This is a genomic window from Nocardia sp. NPDC004068 (assembly GCF_042874315.1).
GTDB lineage: Bacteria > Actinomycetota > Actinomycetes > Mycobacteriales > Mycobacteriaceae > Nocardia.
The window spans coordinates 187,852-214,831 of record NZ_JBIAMW010000003.1 but is presented as its reverse complement, the minus strand read 5'-3'; the positions used below and the strand labels follow the sequence as shown (position 1 = coordinate 214,831).

The following is a 26,980-nucleotide window of genomic DNA, read 5'->3' as shown; positions in this document are numbered from 1 at the left end:
CCGCACCCCTTATTCGAATCCGCACCCCTTCCAGCCCCCCACAACGGGTGCGGATCCGAACAAAGGGTGCGGCTGGGGCTGGTTCAGGGGTGGGCGGCACGCTCGGCGGCGGCGCGGGCGCGGTGCAGGGCGTCGGGAACGGGGGTGCGGCCGAGGAACATCTCGGCGAGGATCGGCTCGATCGCCTTCAGCGCCGCGGGGAAGCCGGGGCCGCCGCCGGAGGCGATGCGCGGGCCGGTGAGGACGTCGAAGAACGGGCGCACATCGATACCCTTGCGGGACCAGTACTCTCGATAGATCGGCTGATCGGCCAGCACCGCGGGCACCGTCGTGCCGTTCTCCCCGACGAACCGATTCCCCGCCGCGCTCCCCAGCCAGGCCAGCACCCGCCGCACCGCGTCCGGATGCCGCGTCGCCGCGTTGCCCGCCACCCCGATCGCGTTGTTCGTGCTCACCCGCCCCGCCGGACCGCTGGGCAGCATCGCCACGCCCCACCCGAACCGCGCCTGCTCCGCGATCTGCGCCAGATTGAACGTCCCCGACTGGAACAACGCCATCTTCCCTTGCAGGAAGGCCGTTTTCGCGAAGTCCCCGCTCCCGTTCGTATCCGCCGCCGACGGCGCCAGCCCCTGCGCGATCAGCCCGCGCAGATACGAGAACGCCACCACCCCCGGCGGCTCGTCGAACACGAACCGCTCCCCGTCCTGGAACCGCCCACCCGCCGACCCCAGATACGGCAGTTCGAGGGACTGGAAATCACCCCCGGCGTTGTACGCGTACGGCGCGACCGCCGCGAGCCGCCGCAACAACCCCGTGAACTCGTCCCCGTCCCCCGAACCCCAACGCGCCGAACCCACCTCACCCGGATCCACCCCGGCCGCCGCCAGCAGGTCCCGGTTGTAGAACACCGCCGTCCCCCCGTCCACGAATTGCGGTACCGCCCACAGCCTCCCGCCCCGCGTGTACTGCGCGACCGCCGACGCATCCCACCCCGCCGCGTCCCCGATCGATCCATCGATCGGAATCAGTCGCCCGGCGTCCGCGTAATCCTCGAACGCATTGGTCCAGAACAGGTCGTCCGCCGTCCCGCCCGACACATCCAGCCGCAGCTTCTGCGGATACGACGCCCACGGCACCACCGTGACCTCCACCCGCACATCGGGATTCACCCGCTCGAACGCCGCCAGCGAATCCCGGTACACCGGAACGAAACTCGCGTCCCAGATCCGCATCCGCAGCACCGTCCGCCCGGCCGAATCCCCGCCCCGCCCCAGCCAAAACGCCGCCGCCACCAGCACGACGGCCGCCAGCGCGATCCCCAGCACGGCCCGGGTGGAGGTCTTCACTTCAGCCCCGTCCACGAGATCGACCGCAGCACCTGCCGCTGGAACACCAGGAACAACACCACCAACGGCGCGATGGCCAGCGTCGTCGCCGCCAGCACCAGCGTCCACCGCGCGTCGTACTCGGTCCGCAGATTCGCCGTCGCCACCGTCAGCACCTGCCACGTCCGCCCGCTACTGGCCACCAGCGGCCACATGAAGTTGTTCCACTGCGACACCACGGTGATCACGGCCAGCGTCGCCAGCACCGGCCTGCTCATCGGAACCACCACGTGCACAATGACATCCAGCGTGGACGCCCCGTCCACCCGCGCGGCCCCGATCAGCTCCGCCGGAATCCCGCGAAAGAACTGCCGCAGCAGGAAGATCGCGTACGGCGAGCCGAACACGAACGGCAACACCAACGCCCAGAACGTATTCAGCAACCCCAGCCGCGCGAACATCAGATACAACGGAATCAACGTCACCATCGGCGGCACCATCATGGTCGCCAGATACATCCAGAACAGCACCTCCCGCCCCGGAAACTCGGTGTGCGCGAACGCGTACGCCGCCAGCACCGAGAACACCAACTGCCCCAGCGTGATCAACGCCGTCATCACCGCCGTCACCGCCAAGGCCCGCCCCAACCCCTGATCGAGCACGGTCCGGAAGTTGTCGCCGGTCACCGGATCGGGCCACGACAACGGCGATTCCGCCCCGAACTGCTCGGACGTCTTCACCGCCGTCAGCGCGCTCAACACCAGCGGCGCGACCGTCAGCACCGCCCCGATCGACAGCACCACATAGGCGATCGCCCCGCGCGCCAACTCAGTTCGCATCCGAGCGCTCCCGAAGGTATCGATGCTGCACGAGGGTGATCACGAACATCACCGCGAAGACCACCAGCGCCATCACCGCCGCCCGCCCGGGCCGGGCCGCGTCGAACGCCTCGGTGAAAATCCGCATCGCCACCACCTCGGTACGCCCGCCCGGCCCGCCCTTGGTGAGCGCGTACACCGTGTCGAAAGTCTGGAAGGCCGTGAGCGTTCCGGTGACGAGCACGAAGAACAGGGTGGGCCGCAGCAGCGGCAGCGTCAGCCACCACGTCCGCCGCCACCCGGTCGCCCCGTCGATCGCCCCGGCGTCGAAGATCTCCGCCGGAATCGCCCGCAGCCCCGCCACGAAGAACAACGCCACATAACCCACGTTCGCCCAGACGCTCACCGCCGCGACCGACGGCAATGCCAGCACCGGATCGGACAGCCACTCGATCCGCCGCCCCAGCAGCGCGTTCAGCGCCCCGTCGCTCGGCGCGAACAGCCACTGCCACACCACCCCGACCGCCACCGGAGCGCACATCCACGGCAGCGCGTACAGCACCCGCAACGCCGCCCCGCCCCGCCGCCGCGCCAGCGGCAGCGCGACCGCGAAACCCAGCGCGGTCTGCACCGGCACCACCAGCGCCGTCAGCGCGAGCGTCACCAGCAGTGCGTGCCCGAACTCGCCGTCGCCCAGCACCGACCGCCAGTTCCGCGATCCGGCGAAAGTCATGGGCCCCAACAAGTTCCAGCTGTGCAGACTGAGCCACGCCACCAGCGCGATCGGCAGCAGCAGGAAGCCGCCGACCCCGATCAGGCTCGGCAGCAACAACAGATAACTCGTCCCCGCCCGGCGCAGCCGACGATTCATGCTGAGCGACGCTACCGCCGTGCGCTCAGAGCTGGTCGGCGGCCTCGAGCAACAGCTGCCGCGAGCGTTCCGGCGTCTCGGCCTGGACCACGAGCCGTTCCATGACGACGCGGTAGAGCTCGAGGTCGGGCCGACGGTCCAGATACAGCGCACTGGTCAGCTGTTCCAGGTACACCACGTCGGGCACCTCGGGTTCGGCGAAGCGGAGCATGGTGAACGAACTGCCCGCCGCCGCATGGGCTCCCGCGTGGTAGGGGAGCACCTGCAGGATGATGTTGCGCCGCTCGGACATCTTCGCCAGATGCCGCAGCTGTTCGCGCAGAACCTCCCGGCCGCCGATCGGGCGGCGCAGCACCGCCTCGTCGAGCACCGCCCACAGCGACGGCGCCCCGGGCAGGTCGAGCACCTCCTGGCGTTTGCGCCGGAGCTCGACCCGCCGGGTGGCGGCCGCGTTGTCCATGCTGAGCGAGACCACCGCGCGGGCGTAGTCCTCGGTCTGCAACAGGCCCGGAATCAGTTGGCCCTCGAAGGTTCTGATGGTCTTCGCGGCGCTCTCCAGGCCGAGGTAGGTCTCGAACCAGGGCGGCAGCAGATCGGAGTACTGATGCCACCAGCCCGGCTGATTCGCCTTGCGCACCAGCTTCATGAACAGCGCCCGCTGCTCGGGATCGGTGACCCCGTACAACGTCAGCAGATCCTCGACGTCGCGCTTCTTGAAACCGGTGCGGCCCAACTCGAGTCGGCTGATCTTGACGTGCGAACCGCGGATGTGATCGCCCGCCGCCTCGCGCGTGATGCCGCGCTCCTGGCGCATCTTGCGCAGCTGCCCGCCGATGGCGATGCGCAGGGCCGTCGGTCCGCGGTCGGCGATGCGCGACTCGACCAGTTCGGTGCGGATCGGTTCTGGGATCATGAGGCCCTACTCCGATGTTCGGAAGATCATCCCTGGCGCGCTGTGCTCACGTTCGTAAACTCATCGCGCCGTACCAATCCTAACCCGCCGTCAATCCCGCGGCCCGCCCGCGACATAGATGACCTGGCCGGAGACGAAACCCGCCCCTTCGCTGACGAGGAACGACGCCGTGTGCGCGATGTCCTCGGGCCGTCCCACGCGCTGCACGGGAATCTGTGTGGCGGCGGCCTTCTGGAACTCCTCGAACGACACGCCGACCCGCTCGGCGGTCGCGGCGGTCATGTCGGTGACGATGAAACCGGGCGCGATCGCGTTGGCGGTCACCCCGAACTTGCCCAGTTCCAGCGCGAGGGTCTTGGTGAAGCCCTGCATCCCGGCCTTGGCCGCGGAGTAGTTCACCTGACCGCGATTGCCCAGCGCCGAGGTGCTCGACATGTTGACGATGCGCCCCCATTTCGCCTCGACCATGTACTTCTGCGCCGCCCGGGTGAGCAGGAACGCGCCGCGCAGATGGACGTTCATGACCGCGTCCCAGTCGTCGACGCTCATCTTGAACAGCAGGTTGTCGCGCAGGATCCCGGCGTTGTTGACGACCACGGTCGGCCCGCCCAGCTCCTCCTCGAGCCGCCGCACCGCGGCGGCCACCGACTCCTCGTCGGCGACGTCGGCGCCCAGCGCGAGGGCCGTCCCGCCCGCGGCGGTGATCGCCTCGACGGTGTCGGCGCAGGCCGCGGCGTCCAGATCGAGCACGCCCACCCGCAGGCCGTCGGCGGCGAGCCGCCGTGCGACGGCCGCCCCGATCCCGCGGGCCGCTCCGGATACGACTGCGACTCTGTCCACCATGGGTTCGCCTCTCTGCGATGGGTAGGTACGTCGGAACGTACCGAGCCTAATCGCCTACTCGACCCACAGCGTCCAGACGTTGCGCTCGCACACCAGCGCCCGGCCGTCCGCGGTGCGGGCGGTCTTGTCCGTGCTCGGAACGCATTTGGCGCCAACGGAATTCACCGCGGTGGACACCGCGTAGGGGCCGCTCCAGCGATAACCGCTCCCGCCGCGCAGGCACAGCAGGGTGCCGCCGTCCGCGGCGGTGCCGATCAGCGCGGCCTGGGTCTCGGCGCAGGTCTCGCCCTTGGTCACCACGGTCGGGGTCAGCGTGGCGGAGGAGGTGGGCGCGGGGGCGGCGAAACTCGGGGGCGCGGCGGTGGTGGTGGGGGGCTGGCTCGCGACCGTCACGACCGTGGTCGCCACCGTGGTCGATGCGCCGCGCAGTTCGGGGCGCGGCAGCGTGAAACCGGACAGTACGATCACGCCCGCGAGCAGCATCACCTCCGCGACGCCGATCATCAACGCGAACAGGGCCATCGCCCGCCCGCGCGGATGGCTGAAGGAGATGAGCCCGAACACGATGGCCACGGGGAACAGCCCCACCAGGGCTGCCACCAGGGCCACGATCGCGTAGGGATTGACGATGGGCGGCACCTCGACCCGGAGTCGTCCGGTGCGCCGCCGGCCCGGGGGCTCCCAGCGCTCGTCCTCCCAGCGCTCCTCCTCGGGTTCGGCCGCCCGGCGGCGATTGCGCGCCGCTTCCCAGCGATCCTCGTCGGGTTCCACCACCGGCCACCGCTCCTCGTCGACCTCCGGCCAGCGTTCGATCTCCGAAGACTGCTTTCTGGCCATGCGGTTCCTCTCACATCACTCGTGCAGGAACCTCGACGAACGTACCCGCCCCGATAACGAAGAGGATAAGGGGCCCAGCGATGCCCGCAACCCCTTCGTTCCGGAGCGGGTTATTCGATCTTGTCGGCGGGAGCTACCGGTCCCAACTCACCGGATTTTCACCGAGCAGCACGATCCGCAGATGTAGCAACCATCCGGCACTCCAGATCAGAAAGCGATCGTATCGATTCAGCGCGGTGCGCGAACGCGGCTGGCGAACCGCGGGCCGCGCGGCGTGGCGGGCGGGGCCGGGGCGGGTCGGATAGAGCGGGCGCGGGCCGCGGCCGTGGGTGCGGGCGTGTCGTCCGCCCGCGTGCCGCTGCCGGGCGGCGTGCCGTCCCGCGCGCGGCGCGGTCACGGCAGCGCCCGTTCGTCGAGGACGCAGCGGCCTTCCTCCACCAGGACCGCGCGGGCGCGGCGGCGCACCTTGCAGGTGTCGACCGCGCACTCCAGATGCAGTTGCATTGCGGCATGGGCCTGTTCGACGGTCATGACGCCCGGATCGGCGCCGCAGCGCAGCAGCGCGGCCACGGGTGCGTGCAGGTTGGTCAGCTGCATGCCGCCACCTCCGTCCGCGAGCCGAAACCGGTTGGGGCAAAGCGCAGTACTGCCATGACTCCTCGTTCCTGCGACGGATCCTGAACGCGCCCGGAGGGTTCAGGAGTGCGAAGGGACCGAGCGTCTTACTGCTCCGGGCACACTCCTAGCATCCCTCAGCCGACCCGCCGGTGGGTGGATTTTCGGCAGATCCGGGAGGATTTGCGGCAAATTCTCAGCAGCGGTCGGTTCGGCGAGGAATGTCCGAAACCCGCTGTGCGCACGGAGATTACGACTCGACGGCTGTTTCGCAACGAAGCGATGTTTGCGGACGTAACGGACGGGTACTCCATTGTTCGTGGACCGTGGGTTGAGAAACACCTCTCCCCGGGACCGCAAGCTGCTACCCGGTGATTGGGTCGAACGACTGATCGTAGGTTTGCTGTTCGCGGTATCTGCGGCAGGTGTATATGTACTGACCGGAGCCGTTCTGTCGTCGCTGCTGTTCGGGATGCTGGTCGCGGTGGTCGCGGTCGGTGTGGTGTCGATGCTCTGACGAAATCGAGCGGCAGGGGTGAGAACCCCTGCCGCTCAATTGTTTCCGGATCGGCGCGTCAGCGCCGGAACAACTTGTTGCCCAGCCAGACGATGGGATCGTAGCGGCGATCGACCACGCGCTCCTTCATCGGGATCAACGCGTTGTCGGTGATCTTGATGTGCTCGGGGCAGACCTCGGTGCAGCATTTGGTGATGTTGCAGTAGCCGAGACCGAACTCCTCCTGGGCCATCTCGCGGCGGTCGGCGACATCGAGCGGATGCATCTCGAGTTCGGCCACGCGCATGAGGTAGCGCGGCCCGGCGAAGGCGTTCTTGTTGTCCTCGTGATCGCGCACCACGTGACAGGTGTTCTGGCACAGGAAGCATTCGATGCATTTGCGGAACTCCTGGGAGCGCTCCACATCCTGCTGCTTCATCCGGTAGTCGCCGGGCTTCAGATCCGCGGGCGGCGTGAAAGACGGGATCTCCCGGGCCTTCTCGTAGTTGAACGACACATCGGTCACCAGATCCCGCACGACCGGGAACGTGCGCATCGGTGTCACAGTGACGATTTCGTCCTGAGTGAAGGTCGACATCCGCGTCATGCACAGCAGCCGCGGCCGGCCGTTCACCTCCGCCGAACACGAACCGCACTTACCGGCCTTGCAGTTCCAGCGCACGGCCAGGTCCGGGGCCTGGGTGGCCTGCAACCGGTGGATGATGTCGAGGACGACCTCGCCCTCGTTCACCTCGACGGTGTAGTCCTGCAACGCGCCGCCCTCGTCGTCGCCGCGCCAGACCCGGAATCGGGCGTCGTAACCCATTGCTACGCATCCCCTTTCGCGGCAGCGGCCGGATGTCCGGCGAGTTCTGCCGAGGAGTAATACTTTTCGAGCTCGCCCAGTTCGAACAGGGCGAGCAGGTCGGCGCGCATGGGCACCTGATCCTGCGGCGTGACGGTCACGGCGGGCACGGTCTGGCCCACCCCGTCCGGATCCATTCGGCACACCAGCAACTTGTTGCGCCACTGCGGATCCATCTGCGGGTGGTCGTCGCGGGTGTGTCCGCCGCGGCTCTCGGTGCGCAGCAGCGCCGCCTGCGCGACACACTCGCTGACCAGCAACATGTTCCGCAGGTCCAGGGCCAGATGCCAGCCCGGATTGAACTGCCGATGCCCCTCGACGGTCACGTGGTCGAACCGCTCGCGCAGTTCGGCCAGCCGCTCGATGGCCTGCTTCAGTTCGTGTTCCTTGCGGATGATGCCGACCAGATCGTTCATCGCCTGCTGCAGATCGGTGTGCAGCGTGTACGGATTCTCCCCCGTGCCCTCGGCGGGCGGATCGAACGGCGCCAGTGCGGTTTTCGCGGCGTCGGCGATATCGTCGTCGGCGATGGCGGGCCGCCCGTCGCCCAGTTCCTCGACGTAGGAGGCCGCGCCCAGGCCCGCGCGGCGGCCGAACACCAGCAGATCCGACAGCGAGTTGCCGCCCAGCCGGTTCGAGCCGTGCATACCGCCGGAACACTCACCGGCGGCGAACAATCCGGGCACGGTCGCCGCGCCGGTATCGGGATCGACCTCGATGCCGCCCATCACGTAGTGACAGGTCGGGCCGACCTCCATCGGCTCCTTGGTGATGTCGACATCGGCCAGTTCCTTGAACTGATGCTGCATCGACGGCAGGCGGCGCAGGATCTCCGCCGCGGGCAGCCGCGAGGCGATGTCGAGGTACACCCCGCCGTGCGGCGTGCCGCGACCCGCCTTGACCTCCTCGTTGATCGCGCGGGCCACCTCGTCGCGGGGGAGCAGGTCGGGGGTGCGGCGCGCGGAATCGTTGTCGCGCAACCACTGATCGGCCTCCTCCTCGGTCTCGGCGTACTGACCCTTGAAGACCGCGGGGATGTAGTCGAACATGAACCGCTTGCCGTCGCTGTTCTTCAGCACGCCGCCGTCGCCGCGCACGCCCTCCGTCACGAGGATGCCCTTGACGCTGGGCGGCCAGACCATGCCGGTCGGATGGAACTGCAGGAACTCCATGTTGATCAGCGTCGCCCCGGCCCGCAGCGCCAGCGCGTGCCCGTCGCCGGTGTACTCCCAGGAGTTCGAGGTGACCTTGTAGGACTTGCCGACCCCGCCCGTCGCGAGCACCACCGCGGGGGTCTCGAACAGGATGAAACGGCCCGACTCCCGCCAATATCCGAACGCCCCGGCGATCCTGCCGTCGGTCTTCAGCAGATCGGTGATCGTGCACTCGGCGAAAACCTTGATGCGCGACTCGTAGTCGCCGGTCGCCGCGAAGTCCTCCTGTTGCAGCGAGACGATCTTCTGCTGCATGGTCCGGATGATCTCGAGGCCGGTGCGGTCGCCGACGTGCGCGAGGCGCGGATAGGTGTGGCCGCCGAAGTTGCGCTGGCTGATCCGGCCGTCCGGGGTCCGATCGAACAGCGCCCCATAGGTTTCCAGCTCCCACACCCGATCCGGCGCCTCCTGGGCGTGCAGTTCGGCCATGCGCCAGTTGTTGAGGAACTTGCCGCCCCGCATGGTGTCCTTGAAATGGGTCTGCCAGTTGTCCTTCTCGTTGGCATTGCCCATGGACGCCGCGCAGCCGCCCTCGGCCATCACGGTGTGCGCCTTGCCGAACAGCGACTTGCACACCACCGCGACCGACAGACCGTGCTCGCGGGCCTCGATCACCGCGCGCAATCCGGCGCCACCGGCCCCGATCACGACGACGTCGTACTTGTGCCGCTCGACTTCAGGCATGGAACCGAATACTCCTTAGTTGACGAATCGCAGATCCGAGATGGTGTGGCTGGCGACCAACATGACGTAGAAGTCGGTGAGCACCAGCGTGCCCAGGGTCGTCCAGGCCAGCAGCATGTGCCGGGTGTTGAGCTTGGAGACCTGGGTCCAGAACCAGTAGCGGACCGGATGCGCGGAGAAGTGCTTGAGCCGCCCGCCCGCGATGTGGCGGCACGAGTGGCACGACAGCGTGTAGGCCCACAGCAGGATGACGTTCACCCAGAGCACGAGATTGCCCAGGCCGAAACCGAATCCGCCGTCCTCGCCGTGGAACGCCTTGATCGCGTCGTAGGTGTTGACCACCGACACCACGACCGCGACGTAGAAGAAGTAGCGGTGCGCGTTCTGGATGATCAGCGGAAGCCGGGTCTCCCCGGTGTATTTCGCGTGCGGTTCGGCGACCGCGCAGGCCGGGGGCGAGAACCAGACCGCGCGGTAGTAGGCCTTGCGGTAGTAGTAGCAGGTCAACCGGAACAGCAGCAGGAACGGCAACACCAGGAATCCCAACGGGATCCACATCGGCAGCGCGCCCACCCAGTGGCCGAAGTGGCTCGAGCCGTCGGCGCACGAGGTGCTCACGCACGGCGAGTAGAAGGGTGTCAGGTAGTGGTACCGGTCGTCCCAATACGCCGTGCGCACAAAGGCTCTGATGGTGGCGTAGACGATGAATGCCGCCAGGCCCAGCACGGTGACCAGCGGTGGGATCCACCAGCGATCGGTGCGCAGTGTTCGCGGCGAGATGGCCGCTCGGCCTTTGCTGAATACTCCCGTGCCCGGTTCGGGGGCGCGTGTGGGTGCGCTCACTGCAGGATGCCTCGCTGATCTACCCCGTGGAACGTCATCGTTACCTCCGGCATCGAATGTGATGCCGAGCACCATACGACAACCGGGCTATGACGTGTGACGGGTCCCGGAAATATCGACCCGCCTCGAGTCATATGATTTGCGCCACATTTTCTGATCTTGCGGGCGCGCGGTCCGAGGTAGTGAACCGTAAGCAACACGCACGAATTGTGCTGTACTACAAGGCATTTCGGACAGTGGGGACAATCGGGGCCGGTTCCGGCCCGATTGTCCCGCCACTTGTCAGCAACGCCGCCCGATGCGGGCGGGCCTCCCTACTTGGTGCGCGGGCGGGAGTGGAAGCCGAGGCCCTCGTCCTGGGCGCCCATCCACGCGGCCTCGTCCGACTTGGCGTCGGGGACGTAGATGACGTCCTGGGCGCGCCGGTCGGCGACCTCCGGCGGCGGCGACTGCTCGAAGTCCTCGGCATCGATGGCGAGCCGCTCGAGGTCGTTCTCCAGGCGGCGGACGGTGTTGGCGTCTCCGTAGTGGGAGCGCAGCGCGCCGATGCAGTGCCGGAGCTGGCCCACCGCGAAGCGCAGTTCGGCAATCTCGCTACGGGTCATGGAAATCCTCCTCGAACCGTGTGATCGACCACACAAGGTGATCTTTAACACAGTACGCGAAGATCGCGGATTCGGCCGTAGCAAAAGGCTGTGAAAAACCCTCAACCCGCGGCGGCCAACGCTGTGGTCGGTCCGGTGACGCTGCCCAGCGCCCGCTCCACGAGCGCCGAGACGGCCGCGGCGACCTCCGCGGTCCGCTCGCCGATGACGCTGTGACCAGCGCCGTCGAGGCGGACCAGCTCCGCGCCCGCCAGCTGCGAGGCGAGCACCACCGAATGCGCGAACGGGATCATCACGTCGGCCGATCCGGCCAGTACGAGGGCGGGCAGATCGCTCAGCAGGCGCAGCGTAGGGGTCTCGTCGAAGCGCATCAGCGAGTCCAGGAACGACGCCATGGTCAGCAGCGGGGTGTCGTTGAGGACGGCGGTCGCCACGGCGGTCAGGCGCGGTCCGGCCCGGCGGGCGCCGCAGGCCGCCTCCCGCATCATGGGTTCGAGGATGCGGCCGCCGAGGCGCTTGGAGGCCAGCATCATCCGCGGCGCGCGCCGCACGGCCAGGCGCAGCGAGCCGACCGTGTGCCGGTTCAGGAAGCGGGCCGGGCCGAGCGCGGTGAGCCCGCCCGCGGCCCCGGCGAGCAGCCCGATGCCCGCGATCCGTGTGCCGATGGCCTCGGGGAACAGCCGGGCGAAGGCCAGCACGACCATCGCGCCCATCGAATGTCCCACCAGCACAACGGGTCCCGTGGGGACGACGGTCCGCAGCACGGCGTCCAGATCGTGGCCGAGCTGGTCGATGGTGTAGGTCGCCGGATCCGCGGCGCCGGATTCGCCGTGCCCGCGATGGTCGTAGAAGACCATCCGGGTGTCGGCGCCCCAGTGCCCCAGCAACTCGTCGCGCAGCAGCGACCAGGATTCGGTGCGCAGGCAGTGGCCGTGCACGAACACCACGGTCAGCGGCGCGTCGGGGGAACCGAAGTCGCGCGCGACGATCGGGGTGCCGTCGTCGGCGGTGACGACGACGCGGCGGCCGTCGGGGGCGACGGTGCGAAGGGCGATGGGGGACATGACGTGCTCCTGGAGAGTCCGCTCTTGCCCGGATGTCGATGGGAGTTGCCGTCTCGTTAACCCGTCGAACCTGCTGTTATGCACACGTTGCCGAACCGGTGCCGGGGATAGACCGCGCGGTCGGGTCGGTGCTCGACAGAAATCTAGTTGTTTCTATCTATTAGTGTAGATGGACTTAGAAATGGCAAGGCACGCCCTTCTGTCTTTGTATAGCGATATCTAGTGTCATCGCGAGAGAAGTGGATAAAACGAGGAGATCATCTAGGACCGAATCGGTCCTAGAGCGCTCCTACCGTCCTTCGTATGAGCACCGAGATCCGCCCCTTCCGCATCGAGATCCCCCGCGCCGACCTCGACGACCTGCACGACCGCCTCATCCGGACCCGCTGGTCCCGGTCCCTGCCCGGCGACGGCCGCGGCGTGCCGGTCGCGGAGGTGCGCGAGTGGGCCGAGTACTGGGCCACCGAATTCGATTGGGCCGCACAGCAGGACCGGCTGAACCGGTTTCCGCAGTACGTCACGGAGATCGACGGCCTCGACGTCCATTTCCTGCATGTCCGCTCCGCAGACCCCGCCGCGCTGCCGCTGATCCTCGACCACGGCTGGCCGAATTCGTTCGTCGAGTTCGCCGACGTGATCGAGCCGCTGGCCGAGACCTTCCACGTGGTCGTGCCCTCGGTCCCGGGCTTCGGCTTCTCGGCCGCCCCGGGCGCCGGCTGCACCGTCGAGCGGGTGGCCCGCATGTGGCACGAGCTCATGGCCCGGCTCGGCTACGAGCGCTACGGGGTGCAGGGCGGCGACCTCGGCGCCTACGTCGCCACCGCGCTGGCCGAGACCGTGCCGGACCGGGTGGCGGGGCTGTACGTCACCGCCGGGCTGGGTTTCCCCACGCCGGGGGATGTGCCGGACCTCTCGCCGTCCGAACGCGCGGCCTACGACGCGATGATGTCCGCGGACTGGGTGCACGGCGTCGACCATCACGCGCTGTTGCGCTCGGCCCCACAGACTTTCGCGTACGGCTGGGACGACTCCCCGGCGGCGGCGCTGGCCTGGATGCTCCAGAAATTCGGCGACTTCGGCGGACTCGGCGGCATCGCGCGCGACGCCCTGCTCACCAACCTGAGCGTCTACTGGTTCACCCGCACCTTCGCCACCTCGTCCTGGCCCTACTACGAGACCACCGAATTCCGCTGGCCCACCGGCTCGTCCACCGTCCCGACCGGCGTCTACAGCGGCGCCCCCGGCATCCGCCGCCTGGCCGAACGCACCGCCCACATCGTGCACTGGCCCACCACCAACCCCCCGGGCCACCACTTCATCACCATGGACCAGCCCACCGCCTACGCGGCCGACGTCCGCGCCTTCTTCGCCGAGCGCCGCTGACCCGACCCTCGGGCGCGGCGGCCGGAGTTCGCCACCGACCCCGGCCTTTCGACGCGAGTTCTAGGGGTGCGCGGTGGTTTTCGTGGACGGCAGGAACGGGGTCAGCAGGTTCGGTTCGGTGGACGGCCCGAACTGCCATTCGGCGATCCAGGGGCCGGTGCCCTCGCTGGGGTCGAGCACCCCGTCCTCGAGCCAGCGCACACGGCCGTCGAGGACGGCTCGGGTGAGGGCGGTGTCGGCGTCGTCGGTGTTGTCCCACAGAGCGTCGAACAGGCGACGCACCCGCAGCCGGGACTGAGCGCAGAACGTGTCGGCCAGCCGCTCGGCGGCGTCGGCCTCGGGACTGTCCGCCGCCCGCAGCGCCCGGGCGCGCCCGCAGGCCGCCGCCATGGCGAACAGCTCCGCGCCGATGTCCACGACCCGGCCCAGAAAGCCCTGGCGGTATTCGAGTTTCGCCTGCCAGCGGGCCATCGCGTACATGAGCGCGCGGGCCTGTTTGCGCGACATCCGCTCCACGAACCTGAGATGCGTTGCCAGCGCGCCGAATTCGCCGTACGACGCGGGCACCGTGCCCGGACCGACGGCCAGCTGCGGGAACCATTTGGCGTAGAAGCCGCCCGCCCCGACGGCCGCCCTGGCCTTCGCCTTCAGCGCGGCGTCGCGCTCGACCAGCGCCCCGGCCGCGGCCATGTGCGCGTCGGCCATCTCGCGGGCGATGAGCAGGCGCATGATCTCGCTGGAGCCCTCGAAGATCCGGTTGATGCGCAGATCGCGCACCAATTGCTCGGCGCCCACGGCCCGTTCGCCGCGCGCGGCCAGCGACGCCGCGGTCTCGTAGCCGCGCCCGCCGCGAATCTGCACCAGCTCGTCGGCGATCGAACAGCTCATCTCCGAGGCCCACAGTTTGGCCAGCGCGGCCTCGATGCGAATGTCGTTGCGGGCCTCGTCGCACATGGTCGCGGACAGATCGAGCACCGCCTCCAGGGCGAACGTGGTCGCGGCGATATAGGACAGCTTCGCGGCCACCGCGCCGTGCTCGCCGACCGGGCGGCCCCACTGCACCCGGGTGGCCGACCACTCGCGGGCGATCTTGAGCGACCACTTGGCCGCGGCCGTGCACAGCGCCGGAATCGCCAGCCGTCCCGCGTTGAGGGTGGTGAGCGCGATCTTCAGCCCGTCGCCCTCCCGGCCGATCAGATTGGCCCGGGGCACCCGCACGTTGTGCATCCGGGTGACCCCGTTCTCGATGCCGCGCAGGCCCATGAAGGCGTTGCGCCGCTCGACGGTGATGCCGGGGGAGTCGGCCTCGACCACGAACGCGGAGATGCCGCCGCGATGCCCCTCACCGCGCGGCACCCGGGCCATCACCACGAGCAGTTCGGCGACGACCCCGTTGGTGGTCCACAGCTTCACGCCGTTCAGCTCGTAGCCCTGCCCGTCCTCGGTGGGGGTGGCGGTGGAGGCCATCCGCGCGGGATCTGATCCGACGTCGGGCTCGGTGAGCAGGAACGCGCTCACCGCCCCTTTCGCGCAGCGCGGCAGGAACTCCCGCTTCTGCTCGGGGGTGCCCGCGAGCTTGAGCGGTTCGGGCACGCCGATGGACTGATGCGCCGACAGCAGCACGCCGAGGCTCGGATGCGCGGACCCGACGACCATCAGCGCCTTGTTGTAGCCGACCTGTGAAAGCCCTTGTCCGCCATACTCTTCGGGGATCTTCAGCCCGAAGCAGCCGAGTTCGGCCAGCCCCCGGACCACGTCGTCGGGAATCTTGGCGGTCCGCTCGATGGCCGCGCCGTCGATGGTCTCGGCGAAGGCCCGCAGCCGCCGCAGATACGCCTCGGTGCGGGCCGTATCCGCCGCGGGCGGCTCGGGAAACGGATGGATCAGATCGAGCCGGAACCGGCCGAGGAACATCTCCTTCGCGAACGACGGCTTCGCCCATGTGGTTTCGCGCGATTCCTCGACCAGCGCGCGGGCCTGTTCCTCGGTGGCGTCGACTTTCGCGGTGGTGGCCATGCTGCCTCCCTCGGACGTGATGAGAATCACATTCGAGTGTAGGAGTCCGGGTTACTCGCCGGTAGGGGTGAAGCGCGGGGAATCGCGTCGCGCTCAGCTCACACTGCGCAGGTACCGGCCGAAATGCGGCACGGTGAAGCCGATCGTGCCGCGTTCAGCGGAGTAGATCAGGCCCTTCTTGATGAGCCCGTCGCGCGCGGGCGACAGCGAGGCGGGTTTGCGGCCGAGTTCCCGGGCGACCGCGGCGGTGGCGACCGGGCCGTCGTCGCCGGACAGATCGGCCATGGCGCGCATGTACTCCCGCTCGGCCGGGGTCGCTCGCTCGTAGCGGGAACCGAAGAAGCCCACCGCCAACTCCTCCTCCGCGGCCGGCGCGGCGAGTTCCACGTCCTCCACACCGATCGGGCTCTGCGCGGCCGCGTCCCAGGTCGCCTTGCCGTACGCCTGCACGAAATAGGGGTAGCCATCGGCCTTGCGGTACAGGGCGTCCAACGCGTCCTCGGTGAACTTCACCTCCTCGCGTTCGGCGGGGGCGATCAGCGCCAGATCCGCCGCCGCCCGGTCCAGTCGATCGATCTTGTGATAGCTGAACAGTCGCTCGGAATAGCTCTTGGACGCCGACAGCACCGCGGGCAGATGCGGCAGGCCCGCCCCCACCACGATCAGCGGCGCGCCCTCCTGACTCAGTTCGTGGCACGCCCCGCAGATCGCGGACACATCGGCCGGGCCGAGGTCCTGCATCTCGTCGATGAAGATCGCGATGCCCACCCCGATGTCGCGGGCCACCTGACCCGCCTCCATGAGCAGCTCCACCAGATCGATCTCGATATCCCCGGAATCGGCCCGGCCGGTCACCGCGGGCACGTCGATACCGGGCTGCCACCGCTCCCGCATCCCCTTGTCCGCGGTCGACCGCAGCGCGAAAGCCTTGAGGATCCCCAGGAAATCGTCCACCATCTCCGGATTCCGGTGCGCCACCGCGATCTGGCGCACCGCCATGTGCAGCGCCGATGCCAGCGGTCGCCGCAGCTCCTGATCCGGCCGGGCCTCCAATTTGCCCGTCCCCCAGCCCCGTCCGCGCGCGGTGGACCGCAACTGGTTGAGCAGCACGGTCTTCCCCACCCCGCGCAACCCGGTGAGCACCACGCTGCGCTCCGGACGTCCCCGCGAGACCCGTTCCAGCACAACGTCGAACGCGTCGAGTTGCCGGGCCCGCCCGGCCAGCTCGGGCGGCCGCTGCCCGGCGCCGGGGGCATAGGGATTCCGCACGGGGTCCATGCCCGTACACCGTAGCGGTCGCGAGCGGAATCTGTGGGTATCTATGAAAAGCCGTAGACGCGGCTATTGTTCGATATCGCCGCCGCCGAGCCGACACCCCTACCCTTGGAACTGTTCTCGAACGGTTCCCAGTGCAGGGAGAGGGTCATGGCCGAGGAGTCGATTCCCACGGTGGCCGAGGTGGTCGAAGCGTGGAACGTGCCCGCGGAGGCGCCCGTGGCGGGGCGGATCCGGGACAACATCCTGGCGGCGATCGAACAGGGATACGACGACCCGCAATTGGTGGCGGATCTGGCGGTGGGTCCGTTGGTCATGGCGCTGGGGCAGTTGGAGGCCGAACTCGCGCAGGCGCGCAGGCGCATCGAGGATTTGGAGCGAACGGTCGGAGAACGGGCGTAACGGACATGCCCGTGCGCGCGATATCAACCGTGACTGCGCCGAGACCGGCTTGTTACCCACCGAACCGGTTCGCGAAACCGCAGGCAGGGCCCGGTGCCGGGCGATTCGCGCGGATCCGTTGGCGCGCACCGGTGGACAAGAGGGCGGCGTGGCCGTAATCTTCTCGTGACTTCACGGAGTCCGTCGCCTCACCGGAGAGGCGGCCCGGGAGGTCATCCGCCTAATCGGTGGTCGAGTGGGCAGCTCGAACACCGAGCCGGGGACCCAATGTGTTGGGGTGAATCCCCTACGGCCGCAAGGTCGTCGGGGTAGGGCCGATCTTCCCGGCCCGAACCCGTCAGCTAACTCGGTCGGCGGTACGGGCAGGAAGAAACAGGAGACTCAGCTCGGTGGGTAAACACAGCTTGCAACGGGAGCCCCGGCTACCGAATTCCGTGAAGGGCGCGCTCGTTTTCGGCGCGGTGGCAGCCACGACCGGTGCCATGCCGGCGATTCCGGCCATGGCCGCGACCATCAACGTTCCCGGCATCGGCAATTTCGATGTGCCCCTGGACGATCAGCAGGTCGGTCAGGTCAATCAGGCGCTCTCCGATCACGCCGATCAGATCAAGCAGGTCCAGCAGGCGCTGGCGCCGCAGGCCGTCGCGCCCGGTCAGGCCGCGCCCGGACTGCCGAACTTCGCGCCGCCCATGCCCGGCCTGTTCGAACAGCAGCACCAGAACACCGCCGGTGACGTCGCGCTCGACGCCGCCCGCACCAAGATCGGCTCCGAATACGTGTGGGGCGCCTCGGGCCCCTCGTCGTTCGACTGCTCGGGTCTGGTGCAGTGGGCCTACAAGCAGGCCGGAATCAATCTGCCGCGCACCAGCTTCGAGATGTCGCACGTCGGCAAGCCGGTGGCCTTCGAGCAGCTGCAGCCGGGTGACCTGGTCATCCAGAACGGCGGCGGGCACGTGGCCATGTACGCTGGCGACGGCAAGATTCTGCAGGCGCCGCAGTCCGGCGAGACCGTGAGCTACGCCCCGCTGAACCCCGACTCGGTCGTCACCGCTCGCCGGGTCGCCTAGTTCCGCGCCGTGCCCGGTCCGCCCCGCGGCCGGGCACGAGAGGTACGGCGAATGGATACGGCCCGGGTCGACTCCTGGACTTGGGCCGTCCGCCTGTTCAAGACGCGCTCCGCCGCCGCGACGGCCTGTCGCGGCGGCCATGTGCGCGTCAACGGCGTGGCGGTCAAACCCGCGCATCAGATCAAACCCGGTGACGAGGTGCGGGTTCGGGTCAACGGACTGGAACGCATCGTCGTCGTCGAGCGTGTCCTCACCAAGCGCGTGGGCGCGGCCATCGCCGCCACCTGCCTGATCGATAAGAGCCCGCCGCCCCCGCCCAGGGAGATCGTCGCGTCCATGCCCCGGCGCGACCGCGGCTCGGGTCGGCCCACCAAACGCGAACGGCGCGAGACGGATCGGTTGCTGGGCCGCGACTCGCACTGACCGCCGAAGCGTCCGTCGCCTCAGGGGCCGAACAAGGTCGTGAGCCGCCGGTTGGCCGGGACGTGATTGGGCGCCGGACGATGATCCACCGCGAGCACGCTCGTCTCCCGATGCTCGAGGATTCGCATCAGCACGGCCGTCGCCCGCGCCGCGTCGAATGGTGTGAGGCCCGCCCGGCGCAGCTCGCCCGCCGGTCGATCGGATTCCCATGCGCCCCAGGCGATCGCGGTCGCCCGCTGATCGTGCCGGGCGCGGGCCACGGCGTCGAGTGCGGCGGCCACCGCCGCCCGCGGTCCCGAACCCGGGCCGCCCAGTGTGTCCGCGGCGATCCCGAACAGCAGCGCGAAGTCGATCGCGTCCGCGGCGGTGAGCTCGAGCAGGTCCTGCGCGGCCGATACCGAGGCGGCGAAGACGCGCTCCAGCCCACGCGCCGAACCGTTTTCGAGCCCGGCCCCGGCCCCGGCGGCGTGGACCAGGCCGCGGATCTCCGATCCGCACGCCCGGATGTCGTCGAGCGCGGCGGCGAGATCGTCGCGGTCGGTCACATCGCAGCGGGCCACCACGATCCGTTCCTCCAGACCGGCCAGCACCGGCGGCAGCGGCCGGGGCGTGCGGGTCAGGACCACCACGTCGCGCGCGCCCGCGTGCAGCAGCCAGCGGGTGGCGACCGCGCCGAGCGTCCCGAGCCCGCCGGTCACCACGTAGGTGCCCGCCGTCGATACGGCACGCGGGCGGGCGGGCGGTCCCACCGGTCGGAAGCGGCGCGCGGTGACCGTCGGACCGTCCACCGAAAGCTCCTCGCCCGCATCGTGATTCGCGAGCGCGTGGGCCACCGCCCGCGCGTCGTCCCCGGCCGACCACACCAGCCGGGTGGGCGGCGCCGCGTCCGGCTGCATCGCCCGCACCATCCCGGCCACCGCGTGCTGCGTCAGCGCCGCGCGATCGCGCAGCACGACCGTCAGCGCCGTCACGGCGGGGCTGTCCCGCACCGCGCGCAGCAGGTCCGCCGCCCGCGCCGCCGCCGCGGCCGGGGTGTCGTCCGGACCCGACCAGACCACGACGGCGGCCGTGGGTTCCCGCAGTGCGGCCAGCGCCCCCGCCGTCGCCCGCGCCACCCGCCGGGTCGGCAGCCGCCGATCGAGCATGCGCGCGAGCGCGACGGCCAGCGCCGATTCGCCGATCACCAAGGCGCCCCGCACCTCCGGCCGCTCGCCGGTCGCGGGCGCGATCGGAATCCAGGTCTCGGTGCGCAACACGGTGGCGGCCCATTCGAGGGCCGTGGCCACGGTCGGGTCGTAACCCCGGGCGGCCTCCGTCGCGGCGGTCGTCACCCGGGCGGGCGCGGTGACCGGAGGCGTTGGGCGCCAACGTCGTTCGGGCGGCCGTCGCGCGAACGATCCGTGCGCGGACCAGTTCACCTCGCGCCCTTCGAGATACAGCCGCCCGATCGCGGTGCGGAACGCCGTGGCCTCGTCCGGTCCGCACAGCTCGTGCGTCGACTCCCGGAAATCCGGGTACTCGCGCACCACGGGCGCCAGTTCCGGCGCCGCGGCGAGTTCGAGCACCGTCGAGACGCCGTGCGCCGCGGCCGATTCCAGCGCGGCCGCCAAATGCACGGTGGCGCGGGCGTTCTCGGCCCAGTACGCGGCGTCGAGCTGCGCCGTCGTGATGACCGTCCCGCGCCGGGTGGTCGAATACAGCGGCACCTCGGGCACACTCGGCGTGAGCGCGTCGAACTCCGGTGTCCCCGCGAACGAGGTCGCGGTGTCGACGGAACGCACGGGTACACCGCGCCTGCGCGCCTTGCGCACGACCGCGTCGAGCCGCCGCGCCGCACCCGTGAGCACCACCGTGTCCGGCCCGAGCACGGCTTCGATCCGCACCTCCCCGCGCAGGGGTTCGATCAGCCGCTCCGCCTCGTACGGCGTCGTCTCGAGCACGACGACGCCCGTCGTGACCCGCTCCACGGCCGCGCGGGCCAGCGCCAGCCGGGCCCCGTCGTCCAGGGTGACGGCCCCGGCCGTCACCGCCGCCGCGATCTCCCCGGGCCCGTACCCGGCCACCGCGTCCGGCCGAATCCCCCACGCCCGCACCAGTTCCGCGAGCGCCACCTGGAAGACGAACCGCGCGACCGGACCGTCGTCGAAACCGTGTTTCGGCGTCCACACCCGCTCGCCCCCGGCGCGTACCACCGCGTCGGCCGCGTCGGCGACCGCGCGGGCGAATACCGGATACCGGGCCGCGAGCGCCCGTCCCGCCCGCGGCGGCCCCGCGGTCCATTCGCCGAACAGGAACAACACCCCGCCCGGATGTCGTTCCGGCCGGACGCTCCCCGCGGTCTGCCCGCGCGCCAGCGCCCGCAGCCGCGCCGCCGCCTCCGCGTGCTTGTCGGCGAGCACGACCGCGCGCACCGGCTCGGGCAGCAATCGGCCTGCCGCCGAGGCGAATTCGGAGAGCGGCGGATGGTCGGCCAGCAGCAGATCCGCCCAGCGCCCCGCCAGCTCGCGCAGCCGTTCCGGGGTGGCGGCGCTCAGCGGGATCAGCGTCGGCGGCCCGGCGTCGCGATGCGCCGGAGGTCGCGCGACACCGCGCAGCACGGCGTGCGCGGTGGTGCCGCCGATGCCGACCGAGCCGACGCCCGCGATCCGGTCGGACGCGGGCACCTCCTGCCAGCCGATGGGTTCGCTGGGTACCCGCAGCCCGCGCTCGCCGAGCCGTGCCGCGGCGTCGTCGTCGCGAAAACCGCGGGCGGGCACGATGATTCCGCGCTCGACGCACAGCGCCGCCTTGGCCAGCCCGGTGACCCCGGCCGCCGCCACGAGCGGTGCCGGGTCGGCGGTGACCGAGCCGACCCAGATCTTCGCCGACGGCGGGCTCCCGCTGTGCAGCACCCGCGCGAGCGCGTCGATCTCCGCGGCGTCCACCGAAGCGGCGGGGCTGCCGTGACATTCGAAGTATCCGGCGGCGTGCGGATCGAGCCCGGCCCGCTCCCATGCCGCGCGGATGACCCGGCGTCGGGTCCGGCCGTCGGTCAGCCGGCCGTCGGAACCCACCGCGGTGCCGAGGATTTCGGCATACACTCGGTTGCCCTCCCGCCGCGCGTCGGCGGTGCGTTGCAGGACCAGCACCGTGCAGCCGCCGCCGCGACCGTCCGCGTCGGCGGCGTCGACGCCACCGACGAGCGCCCACGGCGCGGTGCCGTCGGCCAGCAGGCGCACGGCCAGATCCACGGCCGCCAGCGACGACGTCCCGGCGCTGTCCAGCACCAGACTCGGCCCGCGCAGATCCAGCGCCCGCGACACCCGGTTGGCGATCATGTTCGAACCGCTCGCCCCGAAGAACACCGCCGCCGGTGACCCCCGTGCGCGGTAACCGATCCCCGCGTCGTCGACGGCCTCGACCGCGACCGTGAGACTCAGCCGCTCTCGCGGATCCAGCCGCGCGGCCGTGGCCGCGTCGATGCCGAACCACTCGTGGTCGAAGGTGTGCTCGAGTCCGGCCGTCGCGCCCGTGAGCAGCAGATCCCAGAACCGTGGCACCCCCGCGACGCCCGGCATCCGGCAACCGATCCCGATGATCGACACCGACGGAGATGCGGGCGCGGGATCGGTCACCGTCCGTACTCCCTCCCTGCCCTCCGGCGCACGCGCCGGCAGTCGGGTACCCCCAGCGATTATGGCCGAGGAGCGGCCGGAACGAGAAGTGCTTCCGGCGTGGCGCGCGATGTCCTACGGTGTCGCTGTGTCCTCGAAACCGACAGCCGTGACCGACGGGCAACCCGGCGCCCTGATCACCCTGGCCCGCTGCTGCGCCGCCCTCGCCGCGACGCCCGCGAAACTGCTGCGGCCGCGCCGGCCCGACAGCGCCTTTCTGGCGAATCTGACCTCGGCCTCGGTTCCCCAGGCGCGCAACACCGTTCGCCTCACCGCGCTGTTGCAGGCGCGCATGTCCGCGCCGACCACGATCGTGGCCGAGGGCGCGCGCAGCCTCGGCACCGTCCCGATGACGATGGGCGCCTTCCTGATCGAACATCCGAAGGCCCGCTTCCTCGTCGATCCGGCGCTGTGTGCCGGTGTGCACCAACGGGTTCTGCCCGATATGCCGCTGCCGGCGCGGCTGCTGGTCGCCCCCGACAAGCCGGTGCTGGGCCTGGCCGACGCCCTCGCCGCCCGCGATCTCACCGGCGCGGACATCGATTTCACCCTCGCCACCCACCTGCACTGGGACCATGTCTCGGGCCTGCTCGAGCTGCCGGAGTCGGTCGAATTGCGGGTTCCCGCAAAGGAATACGACTGGGCCATGTCCGGCGACATCGCTCCCTACGGCGTCGTGCGCGCCCCACTGGCCGACCGCGCGGTCGGCCATGTCGAACTCGACGGCCCGCCGGTGCTCACCTTCGGCAGCAGCCACGACCTGTTCGGTGACGGCGCGGTGATCCTGGTCGATCTGGCCGGGCACACCCCCGGCAGCCTCGGTGTGCTGCTGGCCGTCGACGACGGCACCCGTGTGCTGCTGGCGGGCGACGCGGTCTGGAACGCCTTGCAGATCCGGCTGATTCGCGAGAAGGCGCCGCTGCCCGGCCAACTCTTCGACGCCGATCGCGACCTCACCTTCGAAACCATCCAGCGCCTGCACGCGCTGCCGGAGGGCATCGAGGTCATCGCGAGCCACGACTTCGCGGCGGTCGCCGCGCGCGCCTAGGACTTGATCAGAATCGACCGCGTGTAGAGCAACTGGAAACCGCTGCGCTGGGCGTTGTGCTGGGATTTGGAGCCCGGCAGCGTGACGACCACGGCCAGTTCGCAATTCGCGCGCGCCGCGTCGGCCAGCCGCGCCGACAGCAATGCCGCCTGCACCCCGCGGCGGCGGTGCGCGGGCACGGTCGCGGCGCCGTTGAGCTGGGCGATCGACCCGGACACCCGCATACTCGCACCGCCCGCCACCGCGTCCCCGCGCAGCGCGAGGTAGCGGCGCGCGCCCTCGGCCGAGGCCATATCGGTGGTGACGGCGGCGAGGACGTCGCGCGGGAACTCCTCGTGCGAAGCGATGCCCTGCTCGTCGGGGTGGGCGAAGCCGTCGACCACGGCGTCCAGCCAGGCCGCGGCGTCCGCGTCCGTGGCGAGCCGAATCGTGATGTCGGCGGGGATGTTTCGGGTGAGGTCCGGTTCGAGGACGCGGCCCAGGACGTTCTCGAACGCGACCAGCCGGTACCCGCGCTCGGTGAACAGCGCGGCCAGCGCCGGATCGCCCAGCTGCGCCAGCTCGACCTGCACGGCGGCGTCGCGGGCGGCGTACGCGCGTTCCAGTTCGGTCAGTTCCGCGGCCGTCGGCGTCCCGCCGAAACCCAGTCCCACCACCTTGTTCAGCGGCGAACCCGGCTCGCCGAAACAGGCCGCGCCCCCGGCGACCGGCAGCACGAAGCCGGCGCCGTCGGGACGACGACGCCGGGCGGCCTCCGTACCGGCCGTGATGAGTTCGGTCTCCGCGCGCTCGACGCGCTCGGCGAGTTCGGTTCCGCAGAACAGGATTTCGGTCACAGGGCAGTTATATCCGCCCTGTCCACCGAATTACGGCCACCCGGTCCGGTCGCCCGGCTCAGGCGACGAACGACGCCAACCGGTCGTTGATCAGCGCCTCGGCCTCGGCCACGATGCGGGAGACCAGCTCGCCACACGTCGGGATGTCGTCGATGAGGCCCTGCACCTGACCCGCGCTCCAGATGCCCGCGTTCATATCGCCGTCCTCGAACACCCGGCGCCCGCGCGCGCCCGCGACCAGATCGCGCACATCCTCGAATACGCCGCCCGACCGCTCGATCTCGACGACCTTGCGGCTCACCTCGTTGTCGGCGACCCGGGCGGTGTTGTTCATGGTGCGGAAGATCAGCTGGGTGCTGCGCTCGCTGTTGGCGACGATCTGCTCCTTGACCTTCTGGTGCACGCCCGACTCCTGGGTGCACATGAAGCGGGTGCCCATGTTCACCCCGTCCGCGCCCAGCGCGAGCGCGGCCACCAGACCCCGCGCGTCGGCGATGCCGCCGGAGGCGATGATCGGGATGTCGAGCGCCTTGGCCGCGGCGGGGATCAGGATCAGGCCGGGCACGTCGTCCTCGCCCGGGTGGCCCGCGCATTCGAAGCCGTCGATGCTCACGCCGTCCACGCCGATCCGCTGCGCCTTGAGGGCGTGCCGGACGCTGGTGCACTTGTGCAGCACCTTGATTCCGGCCTCCCGGTAGGCGGGCAGGAACGGTTCGGGGTTGGCGCCCGCGGTCTCGACGATCTTGACGCCGGATTCGATGATCGCCCGGCTGTACTCCTCGTACGGCGGCGGGTTGATCGAGGGCAGGATGGTCAGGTTGACGCCGAACGGCTTGTCGGTGAGTTCCCGGGTGCGCTCGATCTCGCGGCGCAGCTCGTCCGGCGTGGGCTGGGTGAGGGCGGTGATGAAGCCGAGGCCACCGGCATTGGCGACGGCCGCGACGAGCGGCGCCCGGCCGACCCACATCATGCCGCCCTGCACGATCGGATGCTCGACCCCGAACAGCTCGGTGAACCTGGTCCGCAACATCTGTCTGTCCTCCTGCCCGCACGGACGCGCCTACGCCCGGTCGCCGTCGATACTGGCACGACGCCGACGCCGCCGACAACCGGGATGTAAGTCACAGTTTGCGAACCAGTTCCGCTTCAGCGGAAATCGGTCATGGCCGGAGCGCGTTCGACTCGCCTTCGTAATCGGCCATGAGCTGCGCAATGATCAGATGAGACGAAACGACACAATTCTTCTCTGTAACCCTTGTCACGATGAAAAGTTAGTTGGTATTCTCACCCGGGTTCGAGAGGAGTTCATATGACCCAGGCGCTCGACGAGCCGATCCGGTCGCGACGTAACCACTGGAACAACCAGCTGGCCACGCACGCGCTCATGCGTCCCGATGCCGTCGCCATCCGGTTCCGTGGTCAGGACACCACCTGGAAGCAGTTGCACGAGCGATCGTCGCGGTTCGCCGACGCGCTCGCCCGGCGCGGGGTCGGATTCGGTGACCGGGTGCTCATCCTCGCGCTGAACCATCCGGAGTACATCGAGGCGGTCTTCGGCATCACCAAGCTCGGCGCGATCGCGGTGCCGGTGAACTTCCGCCTCACCCCGCCCGAGGTGGCCTACATCGTCGCCGACTCCGGCGCCCGGGCGATCGTCACCGACGCCGTGTTGCGGCCGTTGGCGACCGGTGTCATGGCGCAGTCCCCCGCGCTCGAGACCTGCGTGGTGATCGGCGGGACGACCGGCGAGGGCGTGCTCGGCTACGACGACGCGCTCGCCGAGGAGGGGGAATCGCATACGCCGCTGGACATTCCGGAGGACACCCCCTGCCTGATCATGTACACCTCGGGCACCACCGGCAGCCCCAAGGGCGCGGTGCTGTCCTACGGCAATCTGAACGCCCAGGCGCTGACCTGCATCCGGGCCACCGAGGTCACCCCCGATACGGTCGCCTTCTGCACCTCCCCGCTGTTCCACATCGCCGGATTGGGCAGTCTCGCACCGAATTTCATGCTCGGCGTGAAGACCGTGCTGCATCCGCTGGGCGCGTTCGACCCCACCGAATTCCTCGACGCCGTCGAGGCCGAACAGGCCACCGCGGCGTTCTGCGTGCCCGCGCAGTGGCAGATGATCTGCGAGGAGCCGACGGTCAAGCAGCGCAAGCTGGCGCTGCGGATGCTCAGCTGGGGCGCGGCCCCGGCCTCGGACACCGTGCTGCGCGCGATGGCCGACTGCTTCCCCGAGGCGCAGAACGTCGCGGTGTTCGGTCAGACCGAGATGTCGCCGATCACCTGCGTGCTCGAGGGGGCGGACGCGCTGCGCAAACTGGGTTCGGTCGGCAAGCCGATCCCCACCATCCAGGCCCGCATCGTCGACGACGAGATGAACGACGTCGCGCCCGGGGAGGTCGGCGAGATCGTCTACCGCGGGCCGACCCTGATGCAGGGCTACTGGAACAAGCCCGAGGCCACCGCGGAGGCGTTCGCGGGCGGCTGGTTCCACTCCGGCGATCTGGTCCGCCAGGACGAGGAGGGCTTCATCTGGGTGGTCGACCGCAAGAAGGACATGATCATCTCCGGTGGTGAGAACATCTACTGCGCCGAGGTGGAGAACGTCCTGTTCGGCCATCCCCAGATTCACGAGGCGGCGGTCATCGGCCGCGCCCACGAGAAGTGGGGCGAGGTGCCGGTAGCCATTGTGGCCCTGGTGAATCCGGACGAGGGGCTCACCCTCTCGGAGCTCGAGCCGTTCCTCAACGAGAACCTGGCCCGCTACAAGCACCCGAAGGAACTGATCATCGTGCCCGAACTGCCGCGCAACGCCAGCGGCAAGGTCGTGAAGGTGCAACTGCGCAAGGACTATTCGGCCTGACCCGATTCGGTC

The 26,980-nt window shown here is 69.7% G+C and carries 25 protein-coding genes and 1 riboswitch; of the genes, 7 read left to right on the top strand and 18 right to left on the bottom strand.

Annotation, left to right across the window (positions count from 1 at the left end):
- Positions 1 to 83: 83 nt before the first annotated feature.
- The 8 genes from ACFYTQ_RS08570 to ACFYTQ_RS08535 all read right to left on the bottom strand — a co-directional run bounded on the left by ACFYTQ_RS08570 (position 84) and on the right by ACFYTQ_RS08535 (position 6,204).
- Complete coding sequence (locus ACFYTQ_RS08570) at positions 84 to 1,346, bottom strand: ABC transporter substrate-binding protein (RefSeq protein WP_387358333.1); 1,263 nt, start codon at positions 1,344 to 1,346, stop codon at positions 84 to 86.
- Positions 1,343 to 2,164 carry a carbohydrate ABC transporter permease gene (locus tag ACFYTQ_RS08565; protein ID WP_387358331.1) on the bottom strand — a complete coding sequence of 274 codons (822 nt, stop codon included), beginning with the start codon at positions 2,162 to 2,164 and terminating at the stop codon, positions 1,343 to 1,345. The genes ACFYTQ_RS08570 and ACFYTQ_RS08565 overlap by 4 nt, the downstream gene beginning before the upstream one ends.
- Complete coding sequence (locus ACFYTQ_RS08560; RefSeq protein ID WP_387358329.1) at positions 2,154 to 3,014, bottom strand: carbohydrate ABC transporter permease; 861 nt, start codon at positions 3,012 to 3,014, stop codon at positions 2,154 to 2,156. Before ACFYTQ_RS08560 ends, ACFYTQ_RS08565 begins: the two co-directional genes overlap by 11 nt.
- 25 nt (positions 3,015 to 3,039) lie before the next feature.
- The gene (locus ACFYTQ_RS08555) at positions 3,040 to 3,927 is read right to left on the bottom strand and encodes a helix-turn-helix domain-containing protein (RefSeq protein WP_387358327.1); all 888 of its coding nucleotides are present in this window, start codon (positions 3,925 to 3,927) and stop codon (positions 3,040 to 3,042) included.
- 90 nt (positions 3,928 to 4,017) lie between these two features.
- Positions 4,018 to 4,770 (bottom strand): 3-oxoacyl-ACP reductase FabG, encoded by a 753-nt coding sequence (gene fabG / locus ACFYTQ_RS08550; RefSeq protein WP_387358325.1) that lies wholly within the window; start codon positions 4,768 to 4,770, stop codon positions 4,018 to 4,020.
- Positions 4,771 to 4,824: 54 nt separating this feature from the next.
- The gene (locus ACFYTQ_RS08545; RefSeq protein ID WP_387358323.1) at positions 4,825 to 5,607 is read right to left on the bottom strand and encodes a DUF4190 domain-containing protein; all 783 of its coding nucleotides are present in this window, start codon (positions 5,605 to 5,607) and stop codon (positions 4,825 to 4,827) included.
- Positions 5,608 to 5,740: 133 nt separating this feature from the next.
- Entirely contained in the window at positions 5,741 to 6,004 is a 264-nt protein-coding gene (locus tag ACFYTQ_RS08540; RefSeq protein ID WP_387358321.1) for a hypothetical protein, read from the bottom strand.
- On the bottom strand, positions 6,001 to 6,204 hold the full coding sequence (locus ACFYTQ_RS08535; RefSeq protein WP_387358319.1) for a hypothetical protein: 204 nt from the start codon (positions 6,202 to 6,204) through the stop codon (positions 6,001 to 6,003). Before ACFYTQ_RS08535 ends, ACFYTQ_RS08540 begins: the two co-directional genes overlap by 4 nt.
- 337 nt (positions 6,205 to 6,541) lie before the next feature.
- On the opposite strand from ACFYTQ_RS08535, the gene ACFYTQ_RS08530 reads away from it, so the two are divergent.
- Positions 6,542 to 6,739, top strand: a complete 198-nt coding sequence (locus tag ACFYTQ_RS08530; RefSeq protein ID WP_387358317.1) for a hypothetical protein — start codon at positions 6,542 to 6,544, stop codon at positions 6,737 to 6,739.
- A 58-nt stretch (positions 6,740 to 6,797) separates the two neighbouring features.
- Here ACFYTQ_RS08530 and ACFYTQ_RS08525 read toward each other — a convergent pair whose 3' ends face one another.
- The 5 genes from ACFYTQ_RS08525 to ACFYTQ_RS08505 all read right to left on the bottom strand — a co-directional run bounded on the left by ACFYTQ_RS08525 (position 6,798) and on the right by ACFYTQ_RS08505 (position 11,993).
- Positions 6,798 to 7,544: a succinate dehydrogenase/fumarate reductase iron-sulfur subunit gene (locus ACFYTQ_RS08525; protein WP_387358315.1), complete on the bottom strand. Its 747-nt coding sequence runs from the start codon at positions 7,542 to 7,544 to the stop codon at positions 6,798 to 6,800.
- 2 nt (positions 7,545 to 7,546) lie between these two features.
- Positions 7,547 to 9,481: a fumarate reductase/succinate dehydrogenase flavoprotein subunit gene (locus tag ACFYTQ_RS08520; RefSeq protein ID WP_387358313.1), complete on the bottom strand. Its 1,935-nt coding sequence runs from the start codon at positions 9,479 to 9,481 to the stop codon at positions 7,547 to 7,549.
- A 15-nt stretch (positions 9,482 to 9,496) separates the two neighbouring features.
- Positions 9,497 to 10,324, bottom strand: coding sequence for a hypothetical protein (locus tag ACFYTQ_RS08515; RefSeq protein WP_387358311.1), 828 nt, complete (start codon positions 10,322 to 10,324; stop codon positions 9,497 to 9,499).
- A gap of 314 nt (positions 10,325 to 10,638) precedes the next feature.
- Positions 10,639 to 10,929: a hypothetical protein gene (locus ACFYTQ_RS08510; protein WP_387358309.1), complete on the bottom strand. Its 291-nt coding sequence runs from the start codon at positions 10,927 to 10,929 to the stop codon at positions 10,639 to 10,641.
- 101 nt (positions 10,930 to 11,030) lie between these two features.
- Positions 11,031 to 11,993, bottom strand: a complete 963-nt coding sequence (locus ACFYTQ_RS08505) for an alpha/beta fold hydrolase (RefSeq protein WP_387358307.1) — start codon at positions 11,991 to 11,993, stop codon at positions 11,031 to 11,033.
- A gap of 303 nt (positions 11,994 to 12,296) precedes the next feature.
- Between ACFYTQ_RS08505 and ACFYTQ_RS08500 the strand changes: the two genes are divergently transcribed.
- Positions 12,297 to 13,376, top strand: coding sequence for an epoxide hydrolase family protein (locus tag ACFYTQ_RS08500; RefSeq protein WP_387358305.1), 1,080 nt, complete (start codon positions 12,297 to 12,299; stop codon positions 13,374 to 13,376).
- Between the two features lie 60 nt (positions 13,377 to 13,436).
- Here ACFYTQ_RS08500 and ACFYTQ_RS08495 read toward each other — a convergent pair whose 3' ends face one another.
- Positions 13,437 to 15,392, bottom strand: coding sequence for an acyl-CoA dehydrogenase family protein (locus ACFYTQ_RS08495; RefSeq protein ID WP_387358303.1), 1,956 nt, complete (start codon positions 15,390 to 15,392; stop codon positions 13,437 to 13,439).
- A 93-nt stretch (positions 15,393 to 15,485) separates the two neighbouring features.
- Positions 15,486 to 16,670, bottom strand: a complete 1,185-nt coding sequence (locus ACFYTQ_RS08490; protein ID WP_387358301.1) for an AAA family ATPase — start codon at positions 16,668 to 16,670, stop codon at positions 15,486 to 15,488.
- Between the two features lie 147 nt (positions 16,671 to 16,817).
- On the opposite strand from ACFYTQ_RS08490, the gene ACFYTQ_RS08485 reads away from it, so the two are divergent.
- The 3 genes from ACFYTQ_RS08485 to ACFYTQ_RS08475 all read left to right on the top strand — a co-directional run bounded on the left by ACFYTQ_RS08485 (position 16,818) and on the right by ACFYTQ_RS08475 (position 18,559).
- On the top strand, positions 16,818 to 17,069 hold the full coding sequence (locus ACFYTQ_RS08485; RefSeq protein ID WP_387358299.1) for a hypothetical protein: 252 nt from the start codon (positions 16,818 to 16,820) through the stop codon (positions 17,067 to 17,069).
- 207 nt (positions 17,070 to 17,276) lie between these two features.
- A riboswitch (cyclic di-AMP (ydaO/yuaA leader) is annotated at positions 17,277 to 17,440 on the top strand.
- 18 nt (positions 17,441 to 17,458) lie between these two features.
- Positions 17,459 to 18,136 (top strand): C40 family peptidase, encoded by a 678-nt coding sequence (locus tag ACFYTQ_RS08480; protein WP_387358297.1) that lies wholly within the window; start codon positions 17,459 to 17,461, stop codon positions 18,134 to 18,136.
- Between the two features lie 51 nt (positions 18,137 to 18,187).
- Positions 18,188 to 18,559, top strand: coding sequence for an RNA-binding S4 domain-containing protein (locus tag ACFYTQ_RS08475; protein ID WP_387358295.1), 372 nt, complete (start codon positions 18,188 to 18,190; stop codon positions 18,557 to 18,559).
- A 20-nt stretch (positions 18,560 to 18,579) separates the two neighbouring features.
- Here the strand turns inward: ACFYTQ_RS08475 and ACFYTQ_RS08470 are convergent, their stop codons facing one another.
- Entirely contained in the window at positions 18,580 to 22,173 is a 3,594-nt protein-coding gene (locus tag ACFYTQ_RS08470; RefSeq protein ID WP_387358293.1) for an SDR family NAD(P)-dependent oxidoreductase, read from the bottom strand.
- Positions 22,174 to 22,300: 127 nt separating this feature from the next.
- Between ACFYTQ_RS08470 and ACFYTQ_RS08465 the strand changes: the two genes are divergently transcribed.
- Complete coding sequence (locus ACFYTQ_RS08465; RefSeq protein WP_387358291.1) at positions 22,301 to 23,260, top strand: MBL fold metallo-hydrolase; 960 nt, start codon at positions 22,301 to 22,303, stop codon at positions 23,258 to 23,260.
- Here ACFYTQ_RS08465 and ACFYTQ_RS08460 read toward each other — a convergent pair.
- Both ACFYTQ_RS08460 and ACFYTQ_RS08455 read right to left on the bottom strand, forming a co-directional pair.
- On the bottom strand, positions 23,257 to 24,084 hold the full coding sequence (locus ACFYTQ_RS08460) for a GNAT family N-acetyltransferase (protein WP_387359175.1): 828 nt from the start codon (positions 24,082 to 24,084) through the stop codon (positions 23,257 to 23,259). The genes ACFYTQ_RS08465 and ACFYTQ_RS08460 overlap by 4 nt on opposite strands.
- Positions 24,085 to 24,154: 70 nt before the next feature.
- On the bottom strand, positions 24,155 to 25,126 hold the full coding sequence (locus ACFYTQ_RS08455) for an NAD(P)H-dependent flavin oxidoreductase (RefSeq protein ID WP_387358289.1): 972 nt from the start codon (positions 25,124 to 25,126) through the stop codon (positions 24,155 to 24,157).
- Between the two features lie 279 nt (positions 25,127 to 25,405).
- Here ACFYTQ_RS08455 and fadD5 point away from each other — a divergent pair, with 279 nt between their 5' ends.
- Positions 25,406 to 26,968, top strand: a complete 1,563-nt coding sequence (gene fadD5, locus ACFYTQ_RS08450) for a fatty-acid--CoA ligase FadD5 (protein ID WP_387358287.1) — start codon at positions 25,406 to 25,408, stop codon at positions 26,966 to 26,968.
- Positions 26,969 to 26,980 lie beyond the last annotated feature (12 nt).

Bases quoted from the DNA above. Each gene is read 5' to 3' on its own strand.
- ACFYTQ_RS08565 (WP_387358331.1), bottom strand. From the start codon at position 2,164: ATGCGAACTGAGTTGGCGCGCGGGGCGATCGCCTATGTGGTGCTGTCG.
- ACFYTQ_RS08560 (WP_387358329.1), bottom strand. From the start codon at position 3,014: ATGAATCGTCGGCTGCGCCGGGCGGGGACGAGTTATCTGTTGTTGCTG.
- ACFYTQ_RS08555 (WP_387358327.1), bottom strand. From the start codon at position 3,927: ATGATCCCAGAACCGATCCGCACCGAACTGGTCGAGTCGCGCATCGCC.
- fabG (WP_387358325.1), bottom strand. From the start codon at position 4,770: ATGGTGGACAGAGTCGCAGTCGTATCCGGAGCGGCCCGCGGGATCGGG.
- ACFYTQ_RS08545 (WP_387358323.1), bottom strand. From the start codon at position 5,607: ATGGCCAGAAAGCAGTCTTCGGAGATCGAACGCTGGCCGGAGGTCGAC.
- ACFYTQ_RS08535 (WP_387358319.1), bottom strand. From the start codon at position 6,204: ATGCAGCTGACCAACCTGCACGCACCCGTGGCCGCGCTGCTGCGCTGC.
- ACFYTQ_RS08525 (WP_387358315.1), bottom strand. From the start codon at position 7,544: ATGGGTTACGACGCCCGATTCCGGGTCTGGCGCGGCGACGACGAGGGC.
- ACFYTQ_RS08520 (WP_387358313.1), bottom strand. From the start codon at position 9,481: ATGCCTGAAGTCGAGCGGCACAAGTACGACGTCGTCGTGATCGGGGCC.
- ACFYTQ_RS08510 (WP_387358309.1), bottom strand. From the start codon at position 10,929: ATGACCCGTAGCGAGATTGCCGAACTGCGCTTCGCGGTGGGCCAGCTC.
- ACFYTQ_RS08505 (WP_387358307.1), bottom strand. From the start codon at position 11,993: ATGTCCCCCATCGCCCTTCGCACCGTCGCCCCCGACGGCCGCCGCGTC.
- ACFYTQ_RS08500 (WP_387358305.1), top strand. From the start codon at position 12,297: ATGAGCACCGAGATCCGCCCCTTCCGCATCGAGATCCCCCGCGCCGAC.
- ACFYTQ_RS08495 (WP_387358303.1), bottom strand. From the start codon at position 15,392: ATGGCCACCACCGCGAAAGTCGACGCCACCGAGGAACAGGCCCGCGCG.
- ACFYTQ_RS08490 (WP_387358301.1), bottom strand. From the start codon at position 16,670: ATGGACCCCGTGCGGAATCCCTATGCCCCCGGCGCCGGGCAGCGGCCG.
- ACFYTQ_RS08485 (WP_387358299.1), top strand. From the start codon at position 16,818: ATGGCCGAGGAGTCGATTCCCACGGTGGCCGAGGTGGTCGAAGCGTGG.
- ACFYTQ_RS08475 (WP_387358295.1), top strand. From the start codon at position 18,188: ATGGATACGGCCCGGGTCGACTCCTGGACTTGGGCCGTCCGCCTGTTC.
- ACFYTQ_RS08455 (WP_387358289.1), bottom strand. From the start codon at position 25,126: ATGTTGCGGACCAGGTTCACCGAGCTGTTCGGGGTCGAGCATCCGATC.
- fadD5 (WP_387358287.1), top strand. From the start codon at position 25,406: ATGACCCAGGCGCTCGACGAGCCGATCCGGTCGCGACGTAACCACTGG.